We start from the raw sequence: 22,933 nt of genomic DNA, 5'->3' as shown, positions 1-22,933 counted from the left end.
GCTACGCGACCCCCATCGCCATGCTCTGCTCCACCGCCGCGACGAAGGCCCTGAACGCGGACGCCACGCGCCCGTCGATGCCCAGCAGGTCGCCGTCGAGGTAGAGGTTGTAAACGTTTCCGCCGCCCGCGATGCCCGCGGCTCCGCTGGCGGTCGCCCCGTATGCTCCGCCGCCGGTAACGCTCACGCCGAACACGGCGGCCTTCTCGACGTTGCGTACCGCCGACCTCATGGACTTCACCGGCTCGTCCGCTGTGTCGTCGATGCCGAGGGCCGCGCCCTGCATCACGTAGCCGAACATCTTGCGGAACACGCGCGAGGGCGAGTGGATTCCGAGCAGGTTCTTGGCAGCGTCGATGGCGCCGCCCACCACGCCGGTAATCTTGCTCACGACCACGCCTGCCGCGCCGCTGATTCCGTTTGCGATGCCCTGCACGATCTGCGAGCCGATGGAGGCCACGCGGCCCGGGATGGAGGACAGGGCGCCCATGATCGCGCTGCCGATGTTGGCTGCAGCCGAGGTCACGAAGCCGACCGCGCCGCGGATGGCGGAGCCCAGGCTGCTGATTCCGTTGCGGCCGATGCTCGCCAGGGTGGACGGCAGGTTCTGGATTGCGCCGCGGATAGCGGACACGATGTTGGTGCCGCACGCGCTGACGAAGCCGGCCATGCCGGCGATGCCGTTGCCCAGGAACGTGATGGCGTTCCTGCCTAGGCTCAGCCAGTCGAGCGCCGACCAAGCCGAGACGAAGGCCGAGAAGATGCCCGGGATGTTGGCGATGAGCGTCGGTATCGCCTGCACGATGCCAAGCGCCAGCGTCACGATTGCCTGGATGCCGGCACCGAGCAGTATCGGCGCGTTGTCGTTGATCGCGCTGGCGAGGTTCTGCACGATGACCGGGGCCTGCTCGATGAGCGTCGGCAGGCTGTCGGCTATGCCCTGCGCCAAGCCGACGATGAGGTTCGCCGCGCCCTCTGCCAGAACGCCCGCGTTCTCGGCTATGGACTCGGAGAGGCCGGTGAGAATCTGCAGGCCGCTCTCCGTGATGGAGGGCAGGTTCTCAGACAGGTAGCCGCCGAGCGATGTCATGAGCGACGCCGCCGTCTCGGAGAGGAACGACAGCCCCATCTCGATTCCCTCGGCGAGCCTGGGAACGACCTCGCCGCCCACGTCGGCGAAGCCCCCGGCGATGCCGGGCAGCGATGAGGTGATGTTCTCCTGCAGCGTGGACAGGTCGCTCTCGAGCAGCGTCAGGCCGTAGGCCATGGCGAGGTGCAGAGACTCGAGCGGGTTGTCACCAGCCGACCAGATCTCGCCAAGGCCCTTGAAGCGCTCGCCGATCTCGTCCACGCCGTCCGAAACGGCGGAGAGGATGTCGCCCATAGGCCCGGGCACGGCCTCAGCCGCGCTGTCGAGCGCCTGCGTGAAGATGCTGACGAACGCCTGGCCGAGCACGGGACCGACCGACGTGACAAGGCTCGGTAGCTGCGACAGCGCCGTGCCGACGATGGTCGCAATGCGCGGGACGACGTTCGATGCCGCCGTCTCGACCGACTGTAACAGCTCCTCGGTGAGCTTGCCCATGTCGGCGTCGTCCTTGCCGAGCTCCGTCACCCAGTTCTCCCAGGCGGCCTTCGCCATGTTGCAGGAGCCCTCGATGGTCGTCGCGGCCTCGCGCGAGGTCGTGCCGGCGATCTGCATCTGCTCCTGCATCGTGTGGATGGCGAGCACGATGTTGTCGAATGAGAGACTCGACTCGTCCACGGCGGAGTTGACGGCGTGCGCGTCCTTGACGAGGCGCTGCATCTCCTCCTTGGTTCCGCCATACCCCAGCTTGAGGTTGTCGAGCATCGTGTAGTTCTGCTTGGCAAATCCCTGGTACGCGTTCTGGAGGTCCTCCATCGCCGTGCCGAAGGTGTTCGCGTTGTCGCTCATGTCGACCATTGCCGTGTTGGCATACTCGGCGGCCTTGACCGTGTCGCCGCCGAGCGATTTGACGAGCGAGGCCGAGAAGCCTGTGACCTGCTCCATGTACCGGTTGGCGCTCAGGCCGGCCGTTATGTAGGCGCGGTCGGCGTTTGCCAGCACCGTCGTCTGGGCCTGCTCGAGCTGCTCCCACTTACCGGAGCACTGCTCGACGGTCTGGCCGGTCATGGCGGCGTAGTCCCCGAGGGACTTGCCCATGTTGCCGAATATCTTCTGTATGCCGCCGACGTTCTGCTCGTATGCGGCGTATGCATTCATGCTCATGCCCGTGACGGCGGCGACGCCCGCCCCCACGGCGGCGACGCCCACGCCTACCGCCTTGGCGGCGGTCGCGCCGGCCTTGCCGAGCGTGCCCACGACCTTCGAGGCGACGCCCTCCACCTTGCCGCTGGCCTCGTCCTTGAGGCCGACCTTAATCATCAGGTCGAGAAGGTTCACCTAGACCACCTTCAATCCCATCCGCTCGATGATGTCTGCGGCGATCTCGTCGCCGCCGCGCGTGTCCTCCGCCTCGGACCCATCGCCAGCACCGCCGTTGACGATGCTCAGGAAGGGCTCCTTGAGCCACTTCCCCTGCGCCATGAGGCGCACCGACTCGCTCAGGTACACGCGGAACGCCTCCCGCTCGTCCCGCTCGCGCCACCGCGCGACCATGTACCTACAGAAAGGGCGAGCACGCCGTGGCCCGACGTACTCGCCCAGACAGAGCCATATGTGAGATGGGTCCTCGGCGGCTATCCAAAAAAAGGAGCCAGGACGTCCTTGATGCCGTCGATGCCGTCGATGGCATCCTTGATGTCGGCCACCCACTTCTTGACGGTGAACTCGGCCTTGTACTCCTCGAGCGTCTGGCCGTCGAGTGCGGCGAGCAGCTTGTAGCTGATCTCGCCACCCTGGCGCAGCACGTCGGGCAGAAGACCCACCACCATGTCCACGGCGAGGCCGTTGACCTCGGCGGTGGCGGCTGCCTTCGCGGCCTCGGGGTCGCCCTTGGCCTTGGCGGTCGCCTTGGCCTTGGCCTTGGCGGAGTCGGAGCGGAACTTGGCGTAGGCGGCCTTTGCCTTCGCGCCGAGTTCGCCGTTCATGACGTCCTCGGCAACGTCCGCCAGCAGGCACATGGCGTTCTGGAACTCGTCGGCGTTAAGGTTCTCCAGCTTCATGTTTAGGCTCCAATCTCCTGTTTGATATACAGCTCGTAGGGCACGATCTCGGGGTTCTTGATTGAGTAGTGGCCCGTGAACTCGAACGCGAACTGACCCTTGGCCTTGTTCTGCGTCGTGATCTGCAGGCCGCCCGTGTTGAGCGCGTTGATGAGGCGGATGGCGATATAGCCGTTGCCGTTCTCGCCCGAGTAGTCGCCGATGAGCCAGATGTCGGCGAAGTCCTCCTCCGAGAGCGCGGAGCGCGGGACGATCTTCCCCTCGGTCTCGTCGGCTGCAGCTGCGAGCTTCTTGCCGAGCGCGGTGTTCAGCGTCACGAAGGTGCCGCTCAGCTTGGCCTCGATGCTGTCGATGCGCTTCAGCTCCATCGTGTTGGCGGGGCAGTTGTCGATGTCCTCGCCGTAGTCGATGAAGCTGGGCGTGGCGGCGAAGCTGGTTCCGCCGCTCGTCGCGCCCATCAGCTCGGACTCCGCGACCTCGGCGGTCTTGGGGTTGAAATTCGTGGCGAGCAGGCCCGCGTTGATGACGATCTCCTTGAACGTGTTCTCGGGGATGCGCGTGAACTTAGACATATGACCTCCTAGTAGCTGGTCATGTACTCAATGGTCAGGTTGATGATTCGGCGCTTCACGGCGTTGTCCTCGTCGGCCATGGCGTTGCAGAACGGCTCGCCCTGCATCACCCACATGCCGCCGCCGTCGCACGGCAGCAGCACGCCGGAGAGCCCGAGTGCCCGGGCGACCTCCTCGGCCTTGGCGTTGGGCGCGGCCTCGGACGATGTATGGAACCAAAGGTTCACCTCGGAGTTGCACTGCGTGCCGAATGCCGCGGTCGGCAGGTCGTAGGTGATGTAGGGCATCTTCGCCTTGCGCGGCACCGCCGAGTCGCGGTATACGGGAAGGCCGAAGCCCTCGAGCCAAGCCTGCAGCGCCGCCGCCTTAGTCGCCATCCGGCACCTCCCACTCCTCCGCGCCGCACTGGCCGAAGCCAAACGACGCGCAGCACGGCGCGGCGCCGTCGTCCGCGTTCGACGTGCAGCGGAATACCTGCCCGTCGAACGCACGCTGGAAGAGGTCGCCGTACCGCAGCGGCTCGGCGGTCGTCACGGTGTAGACGTTCCTCACGCCGTCGTGCTCCGCGATGCGCGAGGCCGTGGAGCTGTCGCGCACGATCGCCGCCGTGAAGCCGTCGCCGACGGCGAGGACGGTCTTGAAGCCGCCCTCACCGTCGGGCTCGGTCTTTGCGACGAGCCTCGCGCACGCCACCGCCATGCGCTCGTACAGGCGGCTCACAGCTTTCTCCAAGGGTCGAGACGCGCCTTGAACTGCTGTCGCCACGTGATGGGCGAGCCGTCGCCGCCGACGCGCGTGTAGCTGTAGCCGCCGAAGCTCTCGGATGCGTACGGGCTGTCCAGCTCCTTGGCGTGCTCGGTCTGCCACGCCGCGATCTCGTTAGCGAGGTCGACCACGGCGCGCGGGATGGCGAGCGCCCAGACGGTGCCGACGAACTCCTCGTCCGTGAGTCCGTTGTAGGGCCACGCGTGCAGCCCGTCGTTGAAGGTCGAGCCCGTGATGCGGACGTACTGGCCCTCCTTGAGGCCGAGGGCCGCGGGCGGCACGAGGCGGCCGTCCTCGATACGGACGCGCCCCGTGCGCTTGTCGGCGACGAACCAGTTGCGCAGCGACAGAAGCACCTGCTCGAGCATCTCTGCGCCTATCGCTTATCGGTGATGACGGCGGCGAGCTCGGGGCTGAGGGTCTTGACGCCGCAGAGCATGTCGATGGAGACGGTGTCGGTCTTGGTCTTCTGGTCGTAGCCCTGCACGACGCGCAGGCCGAAGCCGTCGTAGGAGGTGGAGAACGCCTTGGGGGCGCCGAGCGGCATCTCGAGCTGGCGGGTCACGAGCGCGAAGGCGTTCTTGTGGAACGCGATGGACGGCGTGTAGTTGGCCGTCTCCGCCGTGGTCTTCTGCACATTCTGGTCGCAGTAGAAGTCGAGGCCGTACTTGCGGCCAAGCGATGCCTCCTTGAGGGCGGTGCCGTTGTCGCCGACGGCGGATGCATTGGTGAACGCCTCGGTGTTGAGCAGGTCGGCCTCGGCCTGGGAGCCGTAGACGAAACGGCGCTCCGTGGAGGGCGCCTTGGCGTCCACGAGGAACTTGCGGGCGGCGATGATGTCCGCCACGGCGATGGCGCCCTTGGTGTGGTCGACGCGGTTCGTGACGTCCTTCTCGAGCGCGAGCAGGTAGCCGTCGATCTTGTCGGCGAAGGCCTGCATCGCGGGGACGAGGAACTGTGCGGAGAAGTCGACGATGCCCATCGTCAGCTCCTTGGACGTGACGGCGAACGTCACGTCGAGCAGCTTGTCCATCTTGACGGGAACCTTGCCCTCCGTGGCGTCCTGCACCTCGACCTCGGTAGTAAACTCCTTGGCCTCGAAGGTGGCGGGCTTGCGGACGGTGATGGTGTCGCCCACGCCGGCGACGAACTCGGAGGAGTAGTCGCGGTGGACGAGGTTTGCCATGACGGCGTTGGTGCGCAGGACGTCCAGCGCCTCGTTGGCGATGATGTTGGGTGTGAGGATGGTGTTAGCCATTTAGCCCTAGCCTCTCTGCTCCGCCTTGTACTTCATGTACTCGGCGGTGCTCATTTCGTTGATGTCCTTGCCGCCCTCGCCCTTGGGGGCGTGGGCCACGTCGGCGCCCTTGACGGTTGTGGTTGCGATGAAGTCGGCCCAGTCGGCCTTGATGCCCTCGGTGAGCTTGTCCGCGCCCTCGATAGCGCCGTCCTTGACGGTCACGTTCTCGAGGTCGGAGACCTTGAGAACGGTCTCGATGCGCTTGGGGTCGACGCCCGCCGACTTGAGCAGCTCTCGGTACAGGCCGCGCTTCTCGGCTGCGGCCTTCTCGCCCTCGACCTTGGCCTTGTAGTCGTCGAGCTCCTTGCACTTGGCCTTGTACTTTTCCTCGTACTCGCCCGCGCCCTCGCCCTTGGCCTTGAGCGCGTCCAGCTCCTTCTTGTAGCCGTCCGCCTTGCCCGCGGCCTCCTTGAGCTCGTCGCGCTGCGCCTTGAGCGCGTCCACGCTCTCGGCGTGCTCCTCGATGATCTGGTCGATCTTCTCGTCCTCGATGCCCATTGCCTTGAGCATCTTTCGCGTGAGTGCCAACAGAATCTCCCTTGCTTCGGAATGGGCGGGTCCCAGCCTGTTGCCTCGGCAGGGCCCGCGCCGCAATACCTCGCGGCAAGGGTGAGTATCCAAGCGGAGTAACGCGGCCCTACGCGCCACCCCTCAGGTGCTTCTCGAGAATCGCCCGGTACGCGTCGCCGTGGCCCGTCGCCGCCTTGCGCAGGAAGTGCTTGCCCTTCATGCGGGAGGTCCCCTCCTCGACGTACGGCGCGTACTCGACGTTGGTGCCGATGAAGCAGTCGTAGCCTTTGAGGAGGTGCGTGACGGAGTTGCGCAACCTGCCCGTGTCGACCGGGCACGTCGCCTTGGCGTAGCCCTCCGCGACGAGGCCTATCTCCTCCAAGCCCGTCTTGTAGGCGCGCAGGAGGGCCTTCTCGACCTGCTCGATGTTGTTCTGCCGTATCTCGATGCACTCGGCGGTATCCAGCTTCGCGGCGTTTACGATCTCCTCGGTGATGAGGGTGCCGTGCCGCCCGTGGTCACCGACGCCGCCGACGAGCCCGTAAGCCATCAGTCGAGCACCTCGCAGCCGTAGCCAACGCGGCCGTTGACGTCCGCCTCGATGGCCTCGATGGCCTGCACCGGCACGCCCTCGCACCCGAGCGTGCAGCCGTCGTCGGGCTCGACCTCGTCGCCGCGCTGCGTGCAGATGTAGGTATCCGGGAACGTGAAGCCGAAACCCAGCTTTACGGCGCAGTTGCCGCAGTTCGCACAAGTGAATAGCTCTTTCATGCCTGACCCAATCTCTCTGCGGGCAGTGTCGCGGCACGGTCACGCGGCATGAAAAAAGCCCCGCCGTGGCGGGGCCTGCTGGCTAGTTATTTAGTTCGCTTTCGAATATCTCGACTATATCGGCTTCAAGAGCATCCTCGAACTTATCCGGGCCAAACAGCTCGTAGTACTCCCTGCGATTCTCGTCGTCGTATTTGGCCTCTTTAAGCCATAGCTCCTGAACGGCTTTAGGCTTGGAATCGAGAACGTGACCTATAGCGTCGACGTCGTCTCTTCCGTCGAGATAGCTAACGGCTTCGTTGAGTATGTCATTCATGATGCTCAATCTTGAAACCGAACCTCTCCTCAATCGCCCGAAACAGCCTGTCCTCGTTGCCGCCGTAAAGCCTTTGGATCCTAAGGTACTTCACCTCATCGACATTATAGGACGCATCCGGCTCGGAAACCTTCTCGAACGTGTAGATACTTCCATCGTGAGCTGCGATTATCCCCATCTCGCAGCCCTTGCCGCCGACCGCCAAAAGGTCAGCCGCGCTCGGGATGCCAGAGGCCGGGTGGTTGTGGAGCAGCACTACGCGCCGACCGTCCCCGATTGCCGCCTCGACCTTCTTGCCGAACTTCGCCGGAGGGACCACGGTGCTGCCGACGGTCGAGTTAACGCAGCTCGTGATTGTCTTGCCCGTTGACAAGTCGATGGCGTAAAGGTCCTCGCCGTTCGTGCCCCCTCGGTGGCTGAGGATGCGTCTTATACTCGCATGTACGCCGTCCGCGGCATCTTTGCCGACGGCTTTAGACACCTTTGCCCTGTAGTCCCTGCTCGCGATCTTCCCCATATCCACCGCGAACTCCATTGAGTGCTCTACCGGCTTAGCCCTCGATTTCCCGCCGCCCTCGTAAACCGTGCCGAGCGCCGAGTCCAGCACCTTTTGCTGGTCGCCCGCCGACATCTTCCTGAACCCGCTCGACGGTATGCCGTAGTCCTCGAGCTGGAGCGAAAGCCGCTTTCGCGCCTCGGTCTTGGATACGCCCGCAACGTCCAGCTTGCGCTTGGTTCCGGGCATGTCTATGAACTCTGAGATGCTGCGGTTCGCGGGCTTCGCGCCGTTGACGGCTGGCTTGCCCGCCTTCCATTCCTCGTATGTCATGCCCTCGGGCAGGCGGCTGAACCGCTCGCCGTCGAGCACGTCAAGCCCGTCGCAGCACGCCACCAGCGTGCAGCGGCAGTTCGCGGTCTCGGCATACGGAGCCTCGGGGTCGCCCGGGTAGCGGCACCCGTTGCTGAACTTCTCCCCGACCTCTACCTTCTCGCGGTCGAGCTCCCTGTGGCTCGAGCGCGTGCGCAGGTCGAGCGTCGCCACCCATTCCTGCTGCACCTTGATACCGAGCCCCTTGGCCCTCTTGTAGCTGTCGACGCGCCCGGCGTTCTCCGCCGCCGTCGTCGAGGTTCGGGCCAAGCGTACCGCCGCCGCGCGGTTCGCACCCGTCACGTCCTGCATGCGCTTGGCTATCTTCGGTATCGACTCGCCGAGCAGCACGCCCTGCGTGATCTGGTTGGCGATGAGCCGGCGGTTCCACGCCACGTCCTTGGCGACGTTGACGGACGGCTTGGGCAGGTAGCTGTCGTGGTCGGTGAGCAGCCTCTGCGCGGTCGACGCGTCCTGCAGTGCGTAGGCCGTGTCAACGCCCACGGCGCTCTCGACCTGCCACGTGCCGTAGTTGTAGTTCTCGGCGTAGACCTCTGGCAGCCTGCCCTCGATGGCGGCGGCCGCGACGACGTTCGCGTGCGTCATGGCCTCGGCGCACTGCTTGAGGACGATTCGGTAGCGCCTGCCAGCCGCTATCTTCCCGCGTCGCCAAGACCTGTATTGCGCCTTTGTGATCTCGCCGGCCTCGAGCCGCCCGCGCATCTTCTCGTCGTCGGCCTCGAACTGCGCCAGATAGCGCTTGAGGTTGGCGTAGGCCGTCTTGCTCGCCTCGCCGTACACTCCCGCCACCTCGCGCTCGAACGCCCGAATCTCGGCGTCTGAGAACTCGTGAGCGCTATCCTTCGCCATGCGCCGCCTCCAATCGTCGGCACGCATGGTCGCCCGCGCATAACGGAAAAGGGCCCCGACCGAAGCCGGGGCCCTTCCCTACTCGCCGTCCGCCTCTAGCATCTGGCGCACCTCGTCGCGCCAGCGCTCGGGAACGCTCTCGAGCGTGCGCTTGCCGCTTTTCACGGCGCGGTAGTAGATCTTCGCCAAGTTACTCACCTCCAACGATGTCGCCGAGCTCGAGAAGGGCCGCCTGCGAGTCGGCGACCTGCTGCTGGAGCGATGCGATCTGCTCCTCCATGCTCATGCCGTCCGCCTCGTGTGCCGCCCAGACGGTGTCAAAGTCGGCCTTTGCGCCCTCGACCGTCAGCTCGCCAGTCGGGTCGGTGAAGTGCAGCTCCTCATAGGTGAACACCTTCACCTTGACGGAACCGCCGTCGCCGCCCTGCTCCTCGCGCTCGCCCTCGGCGATGCCGCGGCGCAACCAGACGTCGGTCCCCGCGATCTCGACCGCCTCGGGCATCTCGCCCGTTCGCTCAGACTTCACAACCATAAATTACCTCCTAACCCACGGCCCTCGCCGCGTTGAATATGCACCGCTTACCGTTCATCTGGTGCTCCATGACGGCCGTTTTCAACCAGCCCCAGTAAGAGCACACGCGCCTTGCCAAGCGCTCGGTGCGCCTGCGCATGTAGCGCGCGAACGCGCGTCGCAGTCGTTTCCAGAGCCTCTTTCGCAAGTCGACCCGGCGCCCGCGAGCGCACCAGATGCGATAGCCCGCGAAGTCGATGGGCTCGGCGCCGTTGCGCCTCACCTTCCACGGTTTCAGCGACAATCCTAGCCGCCCCAAAACGCGCGCGGCGATGGCCGCAGCCTTCCTGAGCGAACGCTTTGAGTTGCCGAGAAAATAGCCGTCGTCGGCGTACCACACCTGGCATCCCGCGAGCCTCACGCGCTTGCCGCGCCGCTCCTTCGCCGCCTCCTCGACCGCGTGGTACGCGAACGAGATCACGAACGCCGCCAACCGAAGCGACAGGTAGCTGCCGAGGATAAGGACGCCGTTCATCGTCGACAGCAGCGAATGGAGCAGGTAGAGGACCTGGCTGTTCTTGACGTAGCGCGCCACCAGACCCTCCACCACCGCCGTCCGCATCGAGCCGTAGCAGTTGCGGATGTCGACGTGTACGTGGTAGGCGAAGCGGTGAACCTCGCGCCTGAGCTTGCGCATCCCCAGCGCCGCGCCCTTGCCCTTGACGCCGCTCGACACCTGCCAGAAGCCGACCTTGGCGGCAAGGAGCGGCTCGAGCGCCCCAACGCAAAGGTAGTTGCACACCTGCCGCTTGATGCTCTCGACGCTTATCTCGCGCAGCTTGCCGCTGTTCGGGTCGTGTTTCAGATAGGTTCGGATGGGCTCGAACGTCAGCGTCTCGGTCGAGAGCTCTAGCCAGATGCGGTCGACGAACGCCGTCTCGGTGCCGTATTCGTCGGCGACGCGCCAGCCGTTCTCCTTGCCGGAGTCGCTTTTCTTCCATCGGTGCAGGGCCTCGACGACGCTTCTGCGCGTGAGCTCGAGGCCCTTGCAGTAGGTTTTCATAGATCAAAGCTCTTTCTGTCTGTCATACGAGCGTTCGCCTTGCGGCTACCAGCCCGTGAGCCTTGCGGACAAATTTCACTCAAAGGAGTCAGGCTGAGCCGCGTCCCGCCAGAAAGCGGCGGGCGCGGTAGACACGGTGCGAGTAGAGATTTATAGACAGGTTGCCGGGAGACGAAGTTCCAGTTCGCCCTGCCAGACCTGTTCCTCGAGTTCGCGTAACGAAGACCAGCCGCCGAGCCGTTCCTCAGGTTGCCGAGGAACTGAACCAGAAACCAGCGCCGCCCTCACCGTGAATCCCTGTTTGGAGTTAGGAGGGGGCCAGCCCCCTCTCAGGGCTACGCCCTGATTCACCCCCGGCTACGGCCCGTAGCAGAAAGCCGGGAGACGAAGCTCCAGCCCGCCCCGCCAGACCAGTTCCACGAGTTCGCGCAACGAAGACCAGCCGCCGAGCCGCTCCCCAGGCTGCCGAGGAACTGAACCAGACGGATTGTGCCTTTGACTTTGCCGCCGGAGGTGTCGAAGTAGAAGTAGTCACCGACACCGGTCGTCGCCGAGCCGCCGAGCCCCTTTCCCAAGATGAGGCCGTTGACGAACTGGATGTCGAGCATGTAGCCATCTGCCGCCGGCATGCACGCCGCCGTCGGGGTCACCCCGTCCGCCACGGCGTTCTTCTTCTCATTGCGTGTGTCGGGGTTGACCGCGATGCCGAAGCCCATGCCGTCGGAGACGAAGAGCGTATCGCCCATGAACTCCCACAGGCCCAGCCCCGTCTCGACGCCGCCGGCCTTGAACGGATGCTTGCCGTCCTTCGCCACCTGGCCGTCGCCAACGAGGGCATCGGTGTTGCCCGTGCACCACGGCGCACTCTGGAGCCATGTGTTCACGGTCGTGTCGAACGCCTTGGCGACGTCCATGAGAAGCGCCACGTTGCCGTCTGCGAGCGTCTCCTTGCCGCCGACGACCGCGCCGTCGAACACGTCGTACGCCGCCGCGGCGCCTCGGTCTGGGCACGTGGTGCCCGTGTCGGTGCCGTACATCATCGACGCACCCACGGGAATCTTCGCCGCCTGCTCGGCGGTGACGACCACGCGCGTGACGCCTGTCTCGGCGAGCGCGGGGTGGATCTGGATGTTGAAGTCCGTGCAACCCGGGAAGTCCACCTGGGAGGACTTGCAGAGCGTCTTGGTCAACTGGTGGAAGTTGATATACCACTGGTCATAGACGCTCATGCCCGAGTAGCCCGTGGTCGCGGTCTTGCAAAGGTCCACGAGCGAGTCGTGCGACGTCGTGCGGTTGGCGACCTTCGCGCCCGAGACGGAGCGCGGGCGCCCGTCGGCGTCGATGCTCATGGGGTATGTCGGCGTCAGCATGTACGGTCGCAGCGTGCCGTCCGGCAGCAACGCCTTGGGGTTCGGCTGCGAGCCGCTGAATCGGCTGTCGGACCACGAGACGAGCAGGTTGCCGTTCGTCAGCACCTCGACCGCCTGCCACACGACCGGCGCGATCTCGTAGACGTTGTTGCCGTGTCCGTTGTCCACGCGCGAGAAGCCGTAGTCGACGCCGTCGATAGCCTCGACCCACGGCACGCCGTCGGCGTCGGCACCGGCGTTGGCGGACACGTGGAACCACGGGCCGCCCTCGGCGTCGAACGGGTCGACAGCCGCGCTCGTCGCCGTCGCGGACACGAACTCGGTGGAGGCCACGCGCTTCGCGGCAGCGCTCATGGGCTGGATGTCGGTGGGACTGCCCGCCGGGATGAGGAACGTGTACACCAGCCCCGTCTTGTGCTTGTCGACCATCGCGGCGACGCTCTCGTTGGAGTAGCGGCCCGTCGAGGCGTCGCGCTCGAGCGACTTCTGGTCGCCCAGATTCTTCACCGCGCCGACAAGCGCCCACACCGCCTTGTCCGATGCCAGCGGGTCCGCGTACTCGAACCCCTCGGTTGCCTGCTCGGTTGCCTGCGTATCGGCCATTTAGGCACCTACCTTTCGCATTTGGCAAATCTTGCCGTTTACCTTCTTGAGTCCCAGCGCCGTCACGGCAGCCGCCGAGTCGATAATCGACTGGTAGTTCAGGGCTGCCGTCTTGGCGTCCTTGAGCGCCGCCTGCGCGTCGGCGAGGGCCTTGGTCGAATCCTGCTCGCGCTTCTGCTCGGCGGTCTTGCGCCCCGCCTCAGCCTCCTTGCGCTTCGTCTCGTTCTGCCCGCGCTCGGTCTCTTTCTCCTTGCGCCCCGCCTCGGCGTCGTCGCGGCCCTTCTCCGCCGTTTCGACAGAAGCCTTGAGCTGCTTGAACTCGTTGTTGACCTTGTTCACGCCAGCCGCCGCGTCCGTCGCGGGCTTCTTGAGCTCCGCGATCTGCTCGGCGGTGAGGTCGCTATATCTCAACGCGTCGCCCTTCGGCACGCCGACGACCAGCACGTTGTTCTCCATCGTCGCCGTTGCCTCCGAGCCCGAGGCGAGCGTCGTGGCTCGTGCCCCCTTGACCTCGGCGGCGACGGCCCTGTCGCGTGCGGCCTCCGCCGCCTTCTGCGCGGCCTTGGCCTCGTCTCGCGCCGTCTCTGCGTCCTTGATGGTGCGCTGGTCGCTCGGCTCGTAGATGTACTCGGCGGGCTTGGCTCGCCTCTTTACGTCCCAGAGCGCCTCGATGCGCGTGCGCCCGCCGTATGCCTCGTCCGTGATGTAGGCCCATGCGTACACGCGCCCAGCCGCCTGGAGCAGCTCGTCGGGAATCTTCGCCTTGCTGTCGGCCACCGCGACCGTGTAGCACGTCCCCGTGGTCGACTTGGCGAAATGCACCTGCTCGCAGCCGACAACCTCGACCTCGCGCCCGGTGTCCCACTGCCATAGCTCGCCGTCAAGCACCTGCAATGCCGCCATCACTCATCACCTTCCTCATCCTCGTTGTCCTCGTCGCCCTCCTGGGCACCCTTCGCGTTCGCCGCCAGGGCGGGCGGCAGCGCTGCCATGCGCTCCTCCTGCTCCCGCTGCTTTCGCTCCAGAATCTTCGCCCTCTCGTCGGGCGTGATGTTCGGCAGCTTTCGCAGGATCGTCTCCTCGTCCAGCCACTCGGCCTCTAGGCACACGGTCTCGACCTGCTCCTTGGTGTTGCTGATGCGGGCGCGCGTGAACACGGGCGTGTCCTCGATGCCCTGCAATGCGAGGATGTCCATGATACCCTCGCGGATGTGGCGCTCGAACTCGGCGGCCTCCTCGTCCATCGGCTGGTATGCCGCGTCGATATGGTCGTTGGTCGCCCCCGCCGCGATGGTATGGACGTCCAGCGCGCCGAAGTCCTCGTAGATGTCGGCCTTGATCTGCGCCAGCGTCTCCTTGCGGCCCTCGACGGGCACCTCCTGCGTGTACGGCGTCACGGACTGCCCCTGCTCGGCGTCGACCTCGGCCACGTGCGTCAGCTTGAGCTTCGCCCGCCACAGGTCGAGGTCCCCGTCGTCCATACCGCCGGCTCCGTTGATGAGCCAGTAGATCTGCGCGCAGTCGCGCGTGTCGTTCACCAGGCCGCTCTTGATGAGGTCGTAGGCGTCGATGCTCTCGCGCATGCCGACGAGCGTGCTCTGGTGCGCGTCGCCGCCCCAGACCGCCACGATGGGCAGACGGGAGTAGTTCTCCGCATCGACAGCCAGCTTCATCCCGTCCGCCGGTATCTCCTGATACGTGACCTTGTAGGCGCGCTTGGCCTCGGCCACCTCGAAGTCGAAGCCGCTGCCGCCCGACACCATCTCCGTGTAGCCGTCCTGCTCGTAGAGGGTCGCGTGCCACGGGTGGTCGGAGTCGAGCCGCCAGAACCTCACACCGGCGTATAACGCCCCCGAGTACTCGTCCCACACCGGGCAGAACTCGTCGGCGGTGAACACGTCGATGTGGTCGAGGTTCCAAAACGGGAACGACACACCGTGGATGAGCGCCTTGAGCCCCATCTCCATGACGTCGTCGTCGAAGCGGTCGCCAAGCCCCTCCTTGGTCGTGTCCTTGCCGCCCGCCGAGACGTCCACGAAGCTCACGCCCTTACCGAGCGAGTACGTGCAGCGCTGGACGTTCAGGCGCTTGAACAGGTTACTCGCCAGCCTCAGCTTCGAGGCCGTGAAGTCCTCGGCCTCGGCACCGGAGCACGAGTAGATCTTCTGCACGAAACGGTTGATCGTGACGTTGTGCTGGCGGTAGTACTCGTTCGCGGTGACGGCGTTGCGGTACATCTCGCTCGACATGTGCCGCTCGATGGCGTCTGCCGCGAACGCCGTCGCCGACGCCGCCGCCTTGAGGTCGCCATCGGTCACCAAAGGCCCCTTAGACAAGCCGCTACCTCCCTCCAAAGAATGGGTTTACCTGCTCTTTCGCAGGCTTGTACATGCGCAGTGTTGCCACGCCGTAACGGAGCGCGTCGCAGCTGTGGTCCTCGACCTTGACAGGCCTGTCGCCGTCCGCCTTGGCGTCCCAGCAGTAGCCGCCGAGCTCGCCTATCAGCCCCGCGCAGGCATCGGAGATGCGCACCGTGCCGTTGCCCAGGCACACCCCCGTCTCTCGTATGCCGTCCGCGACGTCGTTGCGCCCCTTCTTGGTCTTGAACCCGGCCTGCCGCATCGCGGCGATGAAGCTCGTGGCGCTCGGGTCGATGATGAACGTGGGCGGCTTGCCCAGCCCGCGCACGAAGTCGGCCATGTCGGCCACGTAGTCGGCGTCCGTCTTCTGATGCCCCGTGTCGCGGCCCGAGTAGCGGTACTCGTCCACCGCGTGCCACACCTTGCCGTCATACGCCCACAGCAGCGCCGCGAAGGCGTTCTGCGTGCCGTAGTCGCAAGACACCGCGTACTTGGCGGCGCTACCCGTATATCGACTCTCTAGGGCACCCTCCCACTCGGGATAGACCAGACCCTCGGCCAACGTCCACTTGCCCAAGATGTAGCGGTCGTAGTACACGCCGCTGCCGTAGTCCTTGATGAGGGCTTCGACCACATCCGGTGCCAGCGCGCCGTCCCAGATCGTGTAGTCCTGCCTGTAGATGTCGCTGTCGCCGTCGAGGAACCGCTTGAACCAGTGGTTCGGGCTGTCGGGGTTGCAGGTGCCGTCGAAGCAGCTATGCTCGCAGCGCAGGCGGCTCTTGAGCATCTGGAACACGTCTTCGCTCCACGTGGCGACCTCGTCGCCGTAGACCCACTCGAACGTGGCGCCCTGAATCTTGGATACGCTTGTCTTCTTATCCGCCCCGAGGCAGTAGACCTTGCGCCCGAATATCTGGGCCGTGTTGTCCCGCCCGATCTGGCTGACGACGTCTTCGCTGTAAAGGGAGCGCATCGGCTCGAGGATGTTGCGCTCGAGCGTCGAGCGGGTGTTCCCGATCATCACCGCCAGCCCCTCGCCCCTCATGGCGAGAAGCCTCTGCGGTATGGTCACGGCTATGTCGACGTAGCTCTTTCCCGAGCCCGTCGCCCCGCATTTTACGTTGTATCGGTGCGTGCAGTTGGCGAGATACTCGCCTTGCATCCTCGTGAGCGGCATCGGCTACTCGTCCCCGCCGATTGAGGACGGCACGGACAGAACCAGCTCCTTGGCGGCCTTGAGCACCGCCGTGTCGGTGGTGTCCATGATGCGCTGCGCCTTGGCGTACTCCTGCGGGTACTTGCGCTCGAGAAGCCACGCCGCCGCCTGCCAGCTGTCGCCGCTCGCATCCATGATGCGGCCCACGAGCGTCGCCTTGCGCTCGACCTCGCCCTTTTTCATGGCTTGACACAGTTGACGTTGATTGTCGGTTCTGGGGTGGTTAATCCAGCGGCTGTATGTCTCGGGGGCCACCCCGAGATATGCGGCGATGTCCTTGTCGGTCATGCCGACGCGGCACAGGCGGAGGGCATCCTCTATGCCCTCCTTGGTCAGTTTTTCACGCCCTTTTCCCGCCACAAAATCACATTTCCGCTGGTAGATAGCCATATGGAAACGCGAACGTTCCCACCTTTTTACGCTCGTGGACAAGCACGTGCGTTTGCCCACGAGCGTAAAAAGGGGGTAACGTTCAAAGAAAAGGCCCCGGTTTTCCGGGGCCTTTCGGCTATTCGACCTTTTTCCTGTGCGCGGCCTGTCGTATGCGGTTGCTCTCCGCCTCTTCATCGAGCTGCCTCTTCCGCTCCGCCAGATAGCACCCCTTGCACAGCCTCCACTTCTTCGCCTGCGCCGACGTGTCGAACACGGGCCGCGCGTCGCACACGATGCACAGCCCATCCGTTCCGGTCGAAAAGCGCCCGTACCGCTGCCGCGCGTGCCTCACGGCGCTCGGCGTCACCCTCAGCTCCGCCGCGATCTCCGCCGCCGTCCGCTCCGGGTGCGCCTGCATCCGCCTTATCATCTCGTCCGTCCACAGGACGTAAGAGGAGCGCCCCTTCCGGAGCGCCCACTCGTCCCTCAACGGATGTGTTGACTTTGTAGATGGGCCTTTCGGCCCATCTCCTACAGGTGGCCTACACGCCATTCGCATACCCCCTCGCGCTCGGTTTGCTTCGGCTACCATACCAAGCGCCGGGGACTACCTCACGCACGGCGCTCGATTATCGCCCCGCACTTCGGGCAATGGACGGCTTCATACGCAAGCATGTCCCCATCAGCCGAGACACTAAGCTCAATCTCGGTATCCAGCTCAACCTTGACCATCGGTTCACCATCGCATCCGCGCATCAGTGTCATAGTCCCAATCGGAACGTTTTGGCAGCCATTATGCGGAGCGTCGTATGTTGACATGACGCGAGGGCCGTCGCAGAAAAAGCAGCTCATTCGCCCTCGCCCCTCAGCTTGCGGATACGGTCTGCAATGTCGCGCATGGCAATTCGACCGCAGCCGTCCTCGCCACCGGGGCACGATGCGCAGCCATCTTCGTCTTTGTCTCTGTGGAAGTAGGCGCAAGCCTCGTAATACCGCGCGTCACCTGCCTCGCTCAAGTCCTCAAGCAGCCTCTCCCAAGTGTCGGGCAACGCGATATGCATGTCCTTCGGCTTGAAGCTGTTGTAGTACAAGTTGCCTTCGTACTCGGCTTTAATCGTCCATTCGATTTTCTGGCTCTCTACCAACGTTCTGAAGTGAAACTCCTTCACGCTCACCTTTGTTCCGCATAGGTCGTACAGAACCTCAGTGTCCAGCGGAATCTCGCGTCCCTCGGCATCTTTCGGCAATTCGATATTCATAGCCCAAACTCCTCGTAGTCGCGGCACTCGCCGCACTCGTCCTCGCAGTACAGCAGGTTCTCCATGAGCCACGCCACGGCCCACTTCGCCAGGCGCCAGAACCCTTCCTTGCGGTCAGGCGCCTCCGCGTCGTAGGCGCGCTCGAACTCGAGGTGGCAGTAGCCGTAGTCGACGTGGATGTCGCTGCCGCAGAAGTGCCTGCAGTTCCCGCACATCCGAGGCTCGCAGTCCCCGCCGAAATGGCGCTCGATAGTGGCGTCGGTCACCCCCATCGGGTAGCCGCCGACCCTCGAGTCACTCATCGCAGTCCGCCCCCCCTACGCTCTCGTCGAGCAGGTCGATGGCATCCCCGACGGTCGCCTCGATGCTCGTCAGCTGGCGGCGCAGATTCTGCACGAGGTTCGCGTCGGCGACCTCCGCCCTTCCCGCCTCATAGGCGCGCTCGATCATGTCGACTACGGCCACCTGCATCGCCGTGTCGTTGTAGCCGCGCCTGACGCGGTATTTCCCCAGATAGGCGTGCGCCCTGTCCTGCGGCCTGCACTCGCGGTCGAAATGGAACACCTCGACCGCGTCGGCCTTGATCTGCTCCAAAGTCTCCATCAGATTCGTCTCCCCTCAGCCAGCGCGGCGCGCATGGCGTTGACCTCGCAGCCCGACTCGCTCCTCGTCCCGAGGTACACGTCCACGGGCCGCTTGCTCTCGTTCCTGTGAGCCACGTTCTCGCACCAGCCGCAGCAGTACCGCTGGCGGGCGCCCCTCGCGCGGAACCGCCTGCCGCACTGGCGGCACACGAGCACGTTGCCCCCTCGCATGTCCCGCGACTCAGCCCTCATGGCGCGCCTCCCAGTAGTTGCACCTCGCGAGCCCCTGCGTGGTGTGCACGAAGTCGGGGCAGCGCATGCACGTGTACCGCTTGCGGCCCTCGCCGGACGCCGTCATGACCGCCTCGCTCACGGCGCAGAACCCGCACGTCTCGCAGCGGGCGCTGCGCGGCCCGTCGTCGTAGATGCTCGCGGACCCCTTCGGTCTGCCCATGTTCTCGCTCCTCTCGTCGCCCAAGCTCATGACGCCCTCCTCTCGCATGCGGCCCTCGCATCCAGCAGACGCCGCGCGTCCTGGTACGCCTTGAGCGCCACCGGGTCGGCGGTCGTCCCCCTCGGGGCCTTCACCTTCGCCGGGTCGATGCCCGGATGTTCCTCGCGCCACCTGCGCTCGAGCTCCGCCCTCGTCTGCTCGGGCGTCCTCGTCGGCTTGAACGTGGCGGCTTGAATCTCGGCGTCGGTCGGCTTGCCGCGGGCATGGGCCTCGGCGTCGAGGCGCTTCTGGTTGCCGTTCCACAGCATCGCCGCAGCCTTGAGCGAGGTCACGGGCATCCCGTTCGAGCGGATCCAGCCCTGCGACTCGTAGTGCGCCCAGAACTTGTCGGGGTCGCCGCTGATGCAGTTGGCGGCGAAGTACGCGCGGCACTCGTCCAGTGTCGGCGGGGCGAAACCGTCGGCGTCGCCGCCGCGCGTGCCATCAACACAAGCTAGGCTAGGTAAAGCTAGGCTAGGACAGGCTAGGTTAGGGTTTTCGCTTTCGGAAACCTCGGTTTCGGGTTCTGAAAACCTAGGTTTCCCGTTTTCAAAACCTAGGTTTTCGCTTTCGGAAACCTCGGTTTCGGGTTTTTGCTCAGGCTCAGGTTCGGGCTCCGGCTCGGTCTTGGCCTTGCGCGGCCTGCCGCCCTTCTTGGCCTGCTCGCGCTTGTTCTTGGAGTTGTCGATGGCGTTCTTGAGTCCCTTGAAGGCCCTTTTGACGCTCTTGGGCAGCTCGATCTCGACCCCGTGGAGGCCGTACATGAGCACCGCGTCCGCGAGCATCATGCGCTCCCTCATGTCCTCGGGGTCGTTCGGATCGTAATCGTCGTAGAGCTCGGCTATCGAGCTGGCGAAAACCGTGAAGTCGTTGGCCATCAGAACCACCCCCAGAGAAGCGAAGAGAAGAACAGGAAACCCGCGGAGAAGGAGGCGGCGAACAGGGCCGCCCCCCAGTGGTCGCGGATGATGTCGGGTACGTGCCTCATCAGAACGGCACGTCCTCGTCGTAGAGCTCGGACTGCGGGACCGCGGCGTAGGCCTGCTGGGCGCTCCACTGCGGCGCGGCCTGCGCCTGTGGCTGCACGGGCACCGTGTCCGCGAGGCTCTGCTGCGGCTGGGCCTGCGTCTGCCCCTCACGGCGCACCATAACCTCGATCTCGTCGACGATAACCTCGAGCTTCGAGCGCTTCTGGCCGTCGCGCTCCCAAGAGCTGTAGCGCAGCTTGCCCTCGATCGCGACCTTCATCCCCTTGGCGAGGAAACGGCCAACGGCCTCGGCGCGGTTGCCGAACATGGTGCAGTCGACGAAGTTGGGATAGTCCTCCCACTCGCCCGTCTGCGCGTTGCGGCGGCGGTCGTTTACCGCCACGCCAAAGGACAGGACCTGCGTCCCGCCGGCGGTGGCGCGCAGCTCGGGGTCGCGGGTCAGATTGCCGCTGATGTTCACTCGGTTGATGCTCACTGCCCGTCCTCCTTCGCGGTCATGTTGTTCTTGATAAACGCGACAAGGCGCGGCCCCTGCATGTAGCCCAGGCCGCTCACGCGGCGACCATCGGGGATGTCAAGCGCCTTGACGATCACCTTCGCCTTGACCGTGCCGATGCCCGGGAACGAGCGGGCGAACTCCTCGACCTTGAGCCTCTGCGCGATGGGCGCCTCGATGGCCGCCTCGGGCGGGATGTTGCCCGCCTTGCAGGCGGCCTTGAACGCGGCGCGCTCGCGGCGCGTGTGGACGGCCTTCGCCATCGCCTCCTTGCGCTGCTCCGGCGTTCGGGTCGGCGGCAGGTTCTTCTCCTCCATGTCCTACATCCTCTCGACGTATCCGTGAATGCCGTTGTCGACCATGACGGCCCTCACGCGGCGCAGCTCGTCCGCCGTGGCGCACTCGATGACAACGCGGTAGCCCCCCTGCGGTGCTGGGGCCGCATCCTCGGCCACATCCGGCTCGGGGCGCGACGGCACCACCCGCACGCATCTCGGCACGCCCAAGGGCGGCTCAGGCTCCTCGGCGGGCAGCGGCTCGGGGTCGAGCGGCAGCGGCGCGGGCTCCGGCTCGGGCTCCGGTGCGGGCGCCATCGCCTGCTCGTAGGTCGACACAAGCGCGGCGGCCTTGGCGACCTCATCGCGGTGCGCGGCGACCGCAGCCGCAACCTCGCCCGAGTCCGTCGGCAGGGTCATCGTCCACCACGCCACGGCCCACGCCTTCTCGGACTCGTCCGCGTAGTCCAGGCCGTTGACGAACTTGAACTGGTGCAGCAGCTCGCCCACGCGGCGCTCGATGATGTTCTTGGCCTTGACCTCTCCGAAGCTCGCGTTGAGCCACTTGTCGTCGGCGATGCGCTCGTATGGCACCAGCGGCCCCATCTCGCCCGCGAGGTCGTAGTAGTGGCCCTTGAGCGCGGCGAGGCGGCGGGACCTGCACTCGCCGTCGTATCGGTCGATTTCGGCCTTGTACTCATCGGAGAGCCTGTCGATGGGCGCCGTGATCTCGCCGATGGTCTTGTCGAACGTCTTGAGCAGGTCGCTGTACTTCTTCTTCGCGGCCTTTCGCTGCGCCTCGATGGGCTTCTTCACGTCGTTGACAGCCGCGCGGTACTTCTTCGCCGCCTTGAAGTCCTCGTCCTTCTTGATGCGCTTGACGTCCATGTAGTCCGCCAGCTTCTCGTCCACGTTCTTCTTAAGCTTTGCCAGCTTGTCCTCGAGCGTGTCGTCGATGGCGAGAGACGCCACCAGCGTGTCGAAGTCTTCCTCGAGCGGCACGGCCTCGACCGCCAAAACCTCGTCTGCCATTAGAAGCCTCCCAGAAAGTCGTCGTCGGTCGCGTACTCAGCGGGCGCGGGCTCATAGACGGGCGCGGGCTCCGGCTCGGGTGCGGCGGGCTCGGGTTGCGCCTTGCGGGCCGCGATCTCCTCCTCCATCCACAAGGCCGCGCGGCGCGCCTGCATGAGCGTCATGTCGTGCATGGAGCCCGACGTGCAGCCCACGGCGGCGCAGATGGCAGCCATGGCCCCGGCGCTGTCGAGCGCGGTCGCCGCCATGAACGGCCTGAACAGGTCGCGCACGGGCTGCAGGTCGGCCACGGGCTCGACGCTCTCGGCCTCGACGGCCTGAGTGCCGGCGTGCATGTCGCGCTCGACCTTCTGGTCCATCTCCTCGCCCGTGTACATCCCGCCGAACTCGTCGGGGTAGGCAAGGCGCCATGCCGCAGCCTTGGCGCACTTGTCGATCATGACGCCGGGCATCTTCGCCCAGTTGCTCTTGCCGGTGCTGTAGTCGGTGAGCGCCAGCTCGACGTAGGCCGGCTTCTTACCGTCGGTGAACGCGACCTCGGCCCAGCCGCCGATGAGCTGCTCCCCGATCATCTTGTAGACGGCGGAGCCCTTCTTCTTGACGACCTCGCCGTCGCGGAGCACCACGACGCCGCTGTCGATGCCGCCGTAATTTGGCTGGCGGTTCGCGCGGCGGTTGAACACCTGATAGGCCGTGATGATGCTCGCGGGGGCGTTGCCGTACTTGACCAGATAGACCTCCTTGGTGAAGGGGTTCAGGTGCTGGCGGTTGCACAGCTCCACGCACAGCGCCAGCTCGCTTTCGGTCGCGTTCGGGCACAGACGCTCGCGGATGTCCTGCGAGGTGAACTTGACGGGCATGCCCGCGTCGTCCTTGAACTCGATGACTTCGTTACTCATCGACACTCACCTCGCATCCGTAGAGCTTGGAGATAGTGGCGACGGCGCCGCTCTCGGCGTAGACGTCCTCGCACCTCTTGCCGTACGCGATGATGACGGCCAGGAAGTTTCGGTCGAACTCGATGGGCTCCTCGTCCATCAGCACGGGCGCGACCGCCATGCCGTAGGCGACGCCGCGGAGCACCGCGGGGTCGATATCCTTCTTGAGCGCCTCGGCGTTGAACTCCGCGTTGATGAGGACGTTGCCCACGGCCTGCCTCATGAGTTCCTTGAGTGCCTTGCGTTTCATTTC

Annotated in this window: 33 protein-coding genes; all 33 read right to left on the bottom strand. The window is 65.2% G+C overall.

Annotation, left to right across the window (positions count from 1 at the left end; translation table 11 throughout):
- Window position 1 precedes the first annotated feature (1 nt).
- The 33 genes from ACGHIZ_RS04705 to ACGHIZ_RS04545 all read right to left on the bottom strand — a co-directional run bounded on the left by ACGHIZ_RS04705 (window position 2) and on the right by ACGHIZ_RS04545 (window position 22,930).
- A complete protein-coding gene (locus ACGHIZ_RS04705) occupies window positions 2-2,425 on the bottom strand; it encodes a hypothetical protein (protein WP_390449554.1) in 2,424 nt (807 codons plus the stop codon).
- Window positions 2,426-2,596, bottom strand: a complete 171-nt coding sequence (locus tag ACGHIZ_RS04700; protein WP_270225841.1) for a hypothetical protein — start codon at window positions 2,594-2,596, stop codon at window positions 2,426-2,428.
- Between the two features lie 125 nt (window positions 2,597-2,721).
- Complete coding sequence (locus ACGHIZ_RS04695; RefSeq protein ID WP_390449551.1) at window positions 2,722-3,147, bottom strand: hypothetical protein; 426 nt, start codon at window positions 3,145-3,147, stop codon at window positions 2,722-2,724.
- Between the two features lie 2 nt (window positions 3,148-3,149).
- Entirely contained in the window at window positions 3,150-3,719 is a 570-nt protein-coding gene (locus tag ACGHIZ_RS04690; RefSeq protein WP_270225844.1) for a hypothetical protein, read from the bottom strand.
- A gap of 8 nt (window positions 3,720-3,727) precedes the next feature.
- Window positions 3,728-4,096 carry a hypothetical protein gene (locus ACGHIZ_RS04685; RefSeq protein ID WP_390449548.1) on the bottom strand — a complete coding sequence of 123 codons (369 nt, stop codon included), beginning with the start codon at window positions 4,094-4,096 and terminating at the stop codon, window positions 3,728-3,730.
- Window positions 4,086-4,484 (bottom strand): hypothetical protein, encoded by a 399-nt coding sequence (locus ACGHIZ_RS04680; protein ID WP_390449545.1) that lies wholly within the window; start codon window positions 4,482-4,484, stop codon window positions 4,086-4,088. The genes ACGHIZ_RS04685 and ACGHIZ_RS04680 overlap by 11 nt, the downstream gene beginning before the upstream one ends.
- Window positions 4,436-4,852: a hypothetical protein gene (locus ACGHIZ_RS04675; protein ID WP_390449542.1), complete on the bottom strand. Its 417-nt coding sequence runs from the start codon at window positions 4,850-4,852 to the stop codon at window positions 4,436-4,438. The genes ACGHIZ_RS04680 and ACGHIZ_RS04675 overlap by 49 nt, the downstream gene beginning before the upstream one ends.
- Window positions 4,853-4,860: 8 nt before the next feature.
- Complete coding sequence (locus tag ACGHIZ_RS04670; RefSeq protein ID WP_390449539.1) at window positions 4,861-5,742, bottom strand: P22 phage major capsid protein family protein; 882 nt, start codon at window positions 5,740-5,742, stop codon at window positions 4,861-4,863.
- A gap of 6 nt (window positions 5,743-5,748) precedes the next feature.
- Window positions 5,749-6,312 (bottom strand): Clp protease N-terminal domain-containing protein, encoded by a 564-nt coding sequence (locus ACGHIZ_RS04665; RefSeq protein ID WP_390449536.1) that lies wholly within the window; start codon window positions 6,310-6,312, stop codon window positions 5,749-5,751.
- Window positions 6,313-6,421: 109 nt separating this feature from the next.
- Window positions 6,422-6,844: an HK97 gp10 family phage protein gene (locus tag ACGHIZ_RS04660; RefSeq protein ID WP_390449533.1), complete on the bottom strand. Its 423-nt coding sequence runs from the start codon at window positions 6,842-6,844 to the stop codon at window positions 6,422-6,424.
- Window positions 6,844-7,065, bottom strand: a complete 222-nt coding sequence (locus ACGHIZ_RS04655; RefSeq protein WP_390449530.1) for a hypothetical protein — start codon at window positions 7,063-7,065, stop codon at window positions 6,844-6,846. Before ACGHIZ_RS04655 ends, ACGHIZ_RS04660 begins: the two co-directional genes overlap by 1 nt.
- 82 nt (window positions 7,066-7,147) lie before the next feature.
- Window positions 7,148-7,381, bottom strand: coding sequence for a hypothetical protein (locus ACGHIZ_RS04650; protein ID WP_117790601.1), 234 nt, complete (start codon window positions 7,379-7,381; stop codon window positions 7,148-7,150).
- Window positions 7,374-9,119 carry a phage minor head protein gene (locus ACGHIZ_RS04645; protein WP_390449527.1) on the bottom strand — a complete coding sequence of 582 codons (1,746 nt, stop codon included), beginning with the start codon at window positions 9,117-9,119 and terminating at the stop codon, window positions 7,374-7,376. The genes ACGHIZ_RS04650 and ACGHIZ_RS04645 overlap by 8 nt, the downstream gene beginning before the upstream one ends.
- Window positions 9,120-9,197: 78 nt before the next feature.
- On the bottom strand, window positions 9,198-9,308 hold the full coding sequence (locus tag ACGHIZ_RS04640; RefSeq protein ID WP_253279184.1) for a CD1375 family protein: 111 nt from the start codon (window positions 9,306-9,308) through the stop codon (window positions 9,198-9,200).
- Between the two features lies 1 nt (window position 9,309).
- A complete protein-coding gene (locus ACGHIZ_RS04635; RefSeq protein WP_390449524.1) occupies window positions 9,310-9,651 on the bottom strand; it encodes a hypothetical protein in 342 nt (113 codons plus the stop codon).
- A gap of 10 nt (window positions 9,652-9,661) precedes the next feature.
- Window positions 9,662-10,693, bottom strand: coding sequence for a hypothetical protein (locus tag ACGHIZ_RS04630; RefSeq protein WP_390449521.1), 1,032 nt, complete (start codon window positions 10,691-10,693; stop codon window positions 9,662-9,664).
- 347 nt (window positions 10,694-11,040) lie between these two features.
- Window positions 11,041-12,666, bottom strand: a complete 1,626-nt coding sequence (locus ACGHIZ_RS04625; RefSeq protein ID WP_390449518.1) for a hypothetical protein — start codon at window positions 12,664-12,666, stop codon at window positions 11,041-11,043.
- A complete protein-coding gene (locus tag ACGHIZ_RS04620) occupies window positions 12,667-13,569 on the bottom strand; it encodes a hypothetical protein (protein WP_390449515.1) in 903 nt (300 codons plus the stop codon).
- Window positions 13,569-15,002: a phage portal protein gene (locus ACGHIZ_RS04615; RefSeq protein ID WP_390449512.1), complete on the bottom strand. Its 1,434-nt coding sequence runs from the start codon at window positions 15,000-15,002 to the stop codon at window positions 13,569-13,571. The genes ACGHIZ_RS04620 and ACGHIZ_RS04615 overlap by 1 nt, the downstream gene beginning before the upstream one ends.
- Before the next feature lie 4 nt (window positions 15,003-15,006).
- A complete protein-coding gene (locus ACGHIZ_RS04610; RefSeq protein WP_390449509.1) occupies window positions 15,007-16,203 on the bottom strand; it encodes a PBSX family phage terminase large subunit in 1,197 nt (398 codons plus the stop codon).
- A gap of 3 nt (window positions 16,204-16,206) precedes the next feature.
- Complete coding sequence (locus ACGHIZ_RS04605; RefSeq protein ID WP_390449506.1) at window positions 16,207-16,632, bottom strand: helix-turn-helix domain-containing protein; 426 nt, start codon at window positions 16,630-16,632, stop codon at window positions 16,207-16,209.
- 118 nt (window positions 16,633-16,750) lie between these two features.
- Window positions 16,751-17,104 carry a hypothetical protein gene (locus ACGHIZ_RS04600; protein ID WP_390449503.1) on the bottom strand — a complete coding sequence of 118 codons (354 nt, stop codon included), beginning with the start codon at window positions 17,102-17,104 and terminating at the stop codon, window positions 16,751-16,753.
- Between the two features lie 358 nt (window positions 17,105-17,462).
- On the bottom strand, window positions 17,463-17,873 hold the full coding sequence (locus ACGHIZ_RS04595) for a hypothetical protein (RefSeq protein WP_390449500.1): 411 nt from the start codon (window positions 17,871-17,873) through the stop codon (window positions 17,463-17,465).
- A complete protein-coding gene (locus ACGHIZ_RS04590; protein WP_390449497.1) occupies window positions 17,870-18,088 on the bottom strand; it encodes a hypothetical protein in 219 nt (72 codons plus the stop codon). The genes ACGHIZ_RS04595 and ACGHIZ_RS04590 overlap by 4 nt, the downstream gene beginning before the upstream one ends.
- A 79-nt stretch (window positions 18,089-18,167) precedes the next feature.
- On the bottom strand, window positions 18,168-18,476 hold the full coding sequence (locus tag ACGHIZ_RS04585; protein WP_390449494.1) for a hypothetical protein: 309 nt from the start codon (window positions 18,474-18,476) through the stop codon (window positions 18,168-18,170).
- Window positions 18,476-18,709 (bottom strand): hypothetical protein, encoded by a 234-nt coding sequence (locus tag ACGHIZ_RS04580; protein ID WP_390449491.1) that lies wholly within the window; start codon window positions 18,707-18,709, stop codon window positions 18,476-18,478. Before ACGHIZ_RS04580 ends, ACGHIZ_RS04585 begins: the two co-directional genes overlap by 1 nt.
- On the bottom strand, window positions 18,699-18,941 hold the full coding sequence (locus ACGHIZ_RS04575; protein ID WP_390449489.1) for a hypothetical protein: 243 nt from the start codon (window positions 18,939-18,941) through the stop codon (window positions 18,699-18,701). Before ACGHIZ_RS04575 ends, ACGHIZ_RS04580 begins: the two co-directional genes overlap by 11 nt.
- Window positions 18,938-19,828, bottom strand: a complete 891-nt coding sequence (locus ACGHIZ_RS04570) for a hypothetical protein (RefSeq protein ID WP_390449486.1) — start codon at window positions 19,826-19,828, stop codon at window positions 18,938-18,940. Before ACGHIZ_RS04570 ends, ACGHIZ_RS04575 begins: the two co-directional genes overlap by 4 nt.
- 109 nt (window positions 19,829-19,937) lie before the next feature.
- Window positions 19,938-20,414: a single-stranded DNA-binding protein gene (locus ACGHIZ_RS04565; RefSeq protein WP_390449483.1), complete on the bottom strand. Its 477-nt coding sequence runs from the start codon at window positions 20,412-20,414 to the stop codon at window positions 19,938-19,940.
- Window positions 20,411-20,752 (bottom strand): integration host factor, actinobacterial type, encoded by a 342-nt coding sequence (gene mihF / locus ACGHIZ_RS04560; protein WP_390449480.1) that lies wholly within the window; start codon window positions 20,750-20,752, stop codon window positions 20,411-20,413. The genes ACGHIZ_RS04565 and mihF overlap by 4 nt, the downstream gene beginning before the upstream one ends.
- 3 nt (window positions 20,753-20,755) lie before the next feature.
- Entirely contained in the window at window positions 20,756-21,742 is a 987-nt protein-coding gene (locus ACGHIZ_RS04555; protein ID WP_390449477.1) for a DUF1351 domain-containing protein, read from the bottom strand.
- Window positions 21,742-22,641: a phage recombination protein Bet gene (gene bet / locus ACGHIZ_RS04550; RefSeq protein WP_390449474.1), complete on the bottom strand. Its 900-nt coding sequence runs from the start codon at window positions 22,639-22,641 to the stop codon at window positions 21,742-21,744. Before bet ends, ACGHIZ_RS04555 begins: the two co-directional genes overlap by 1 nt.
- A complete protein-coding gene (locus tag ACGHIZ_RS04545; protein ID WP_390449472.1) occupies window positions 22,634-22,930 on the bottom strand; it encodes a hypothetical protein in 297 nt (98 codons plus the stop codon). The genes bet and ACGHIZ_RS04545 overlap by 8 nt, the downstream gene beginning before the upstream one ends.
- Between the last annotated feature and the right edge of the window lie 3 nt (window positions 22,931-22,933).

This window comes from Collinsella sp. i05-0019-G5 (genome assembly GCF_042851345.1).
Lineage (GTDB): Bacteria > Actinomycetota > Coriobacteriia > Coriobacteriales > Coriobacteriaceae > Collinsella.
Note: the sequence above shows the minus strand (reverse complement) of the source record. Positions and strands in the feature narration are given on the sequence as shown.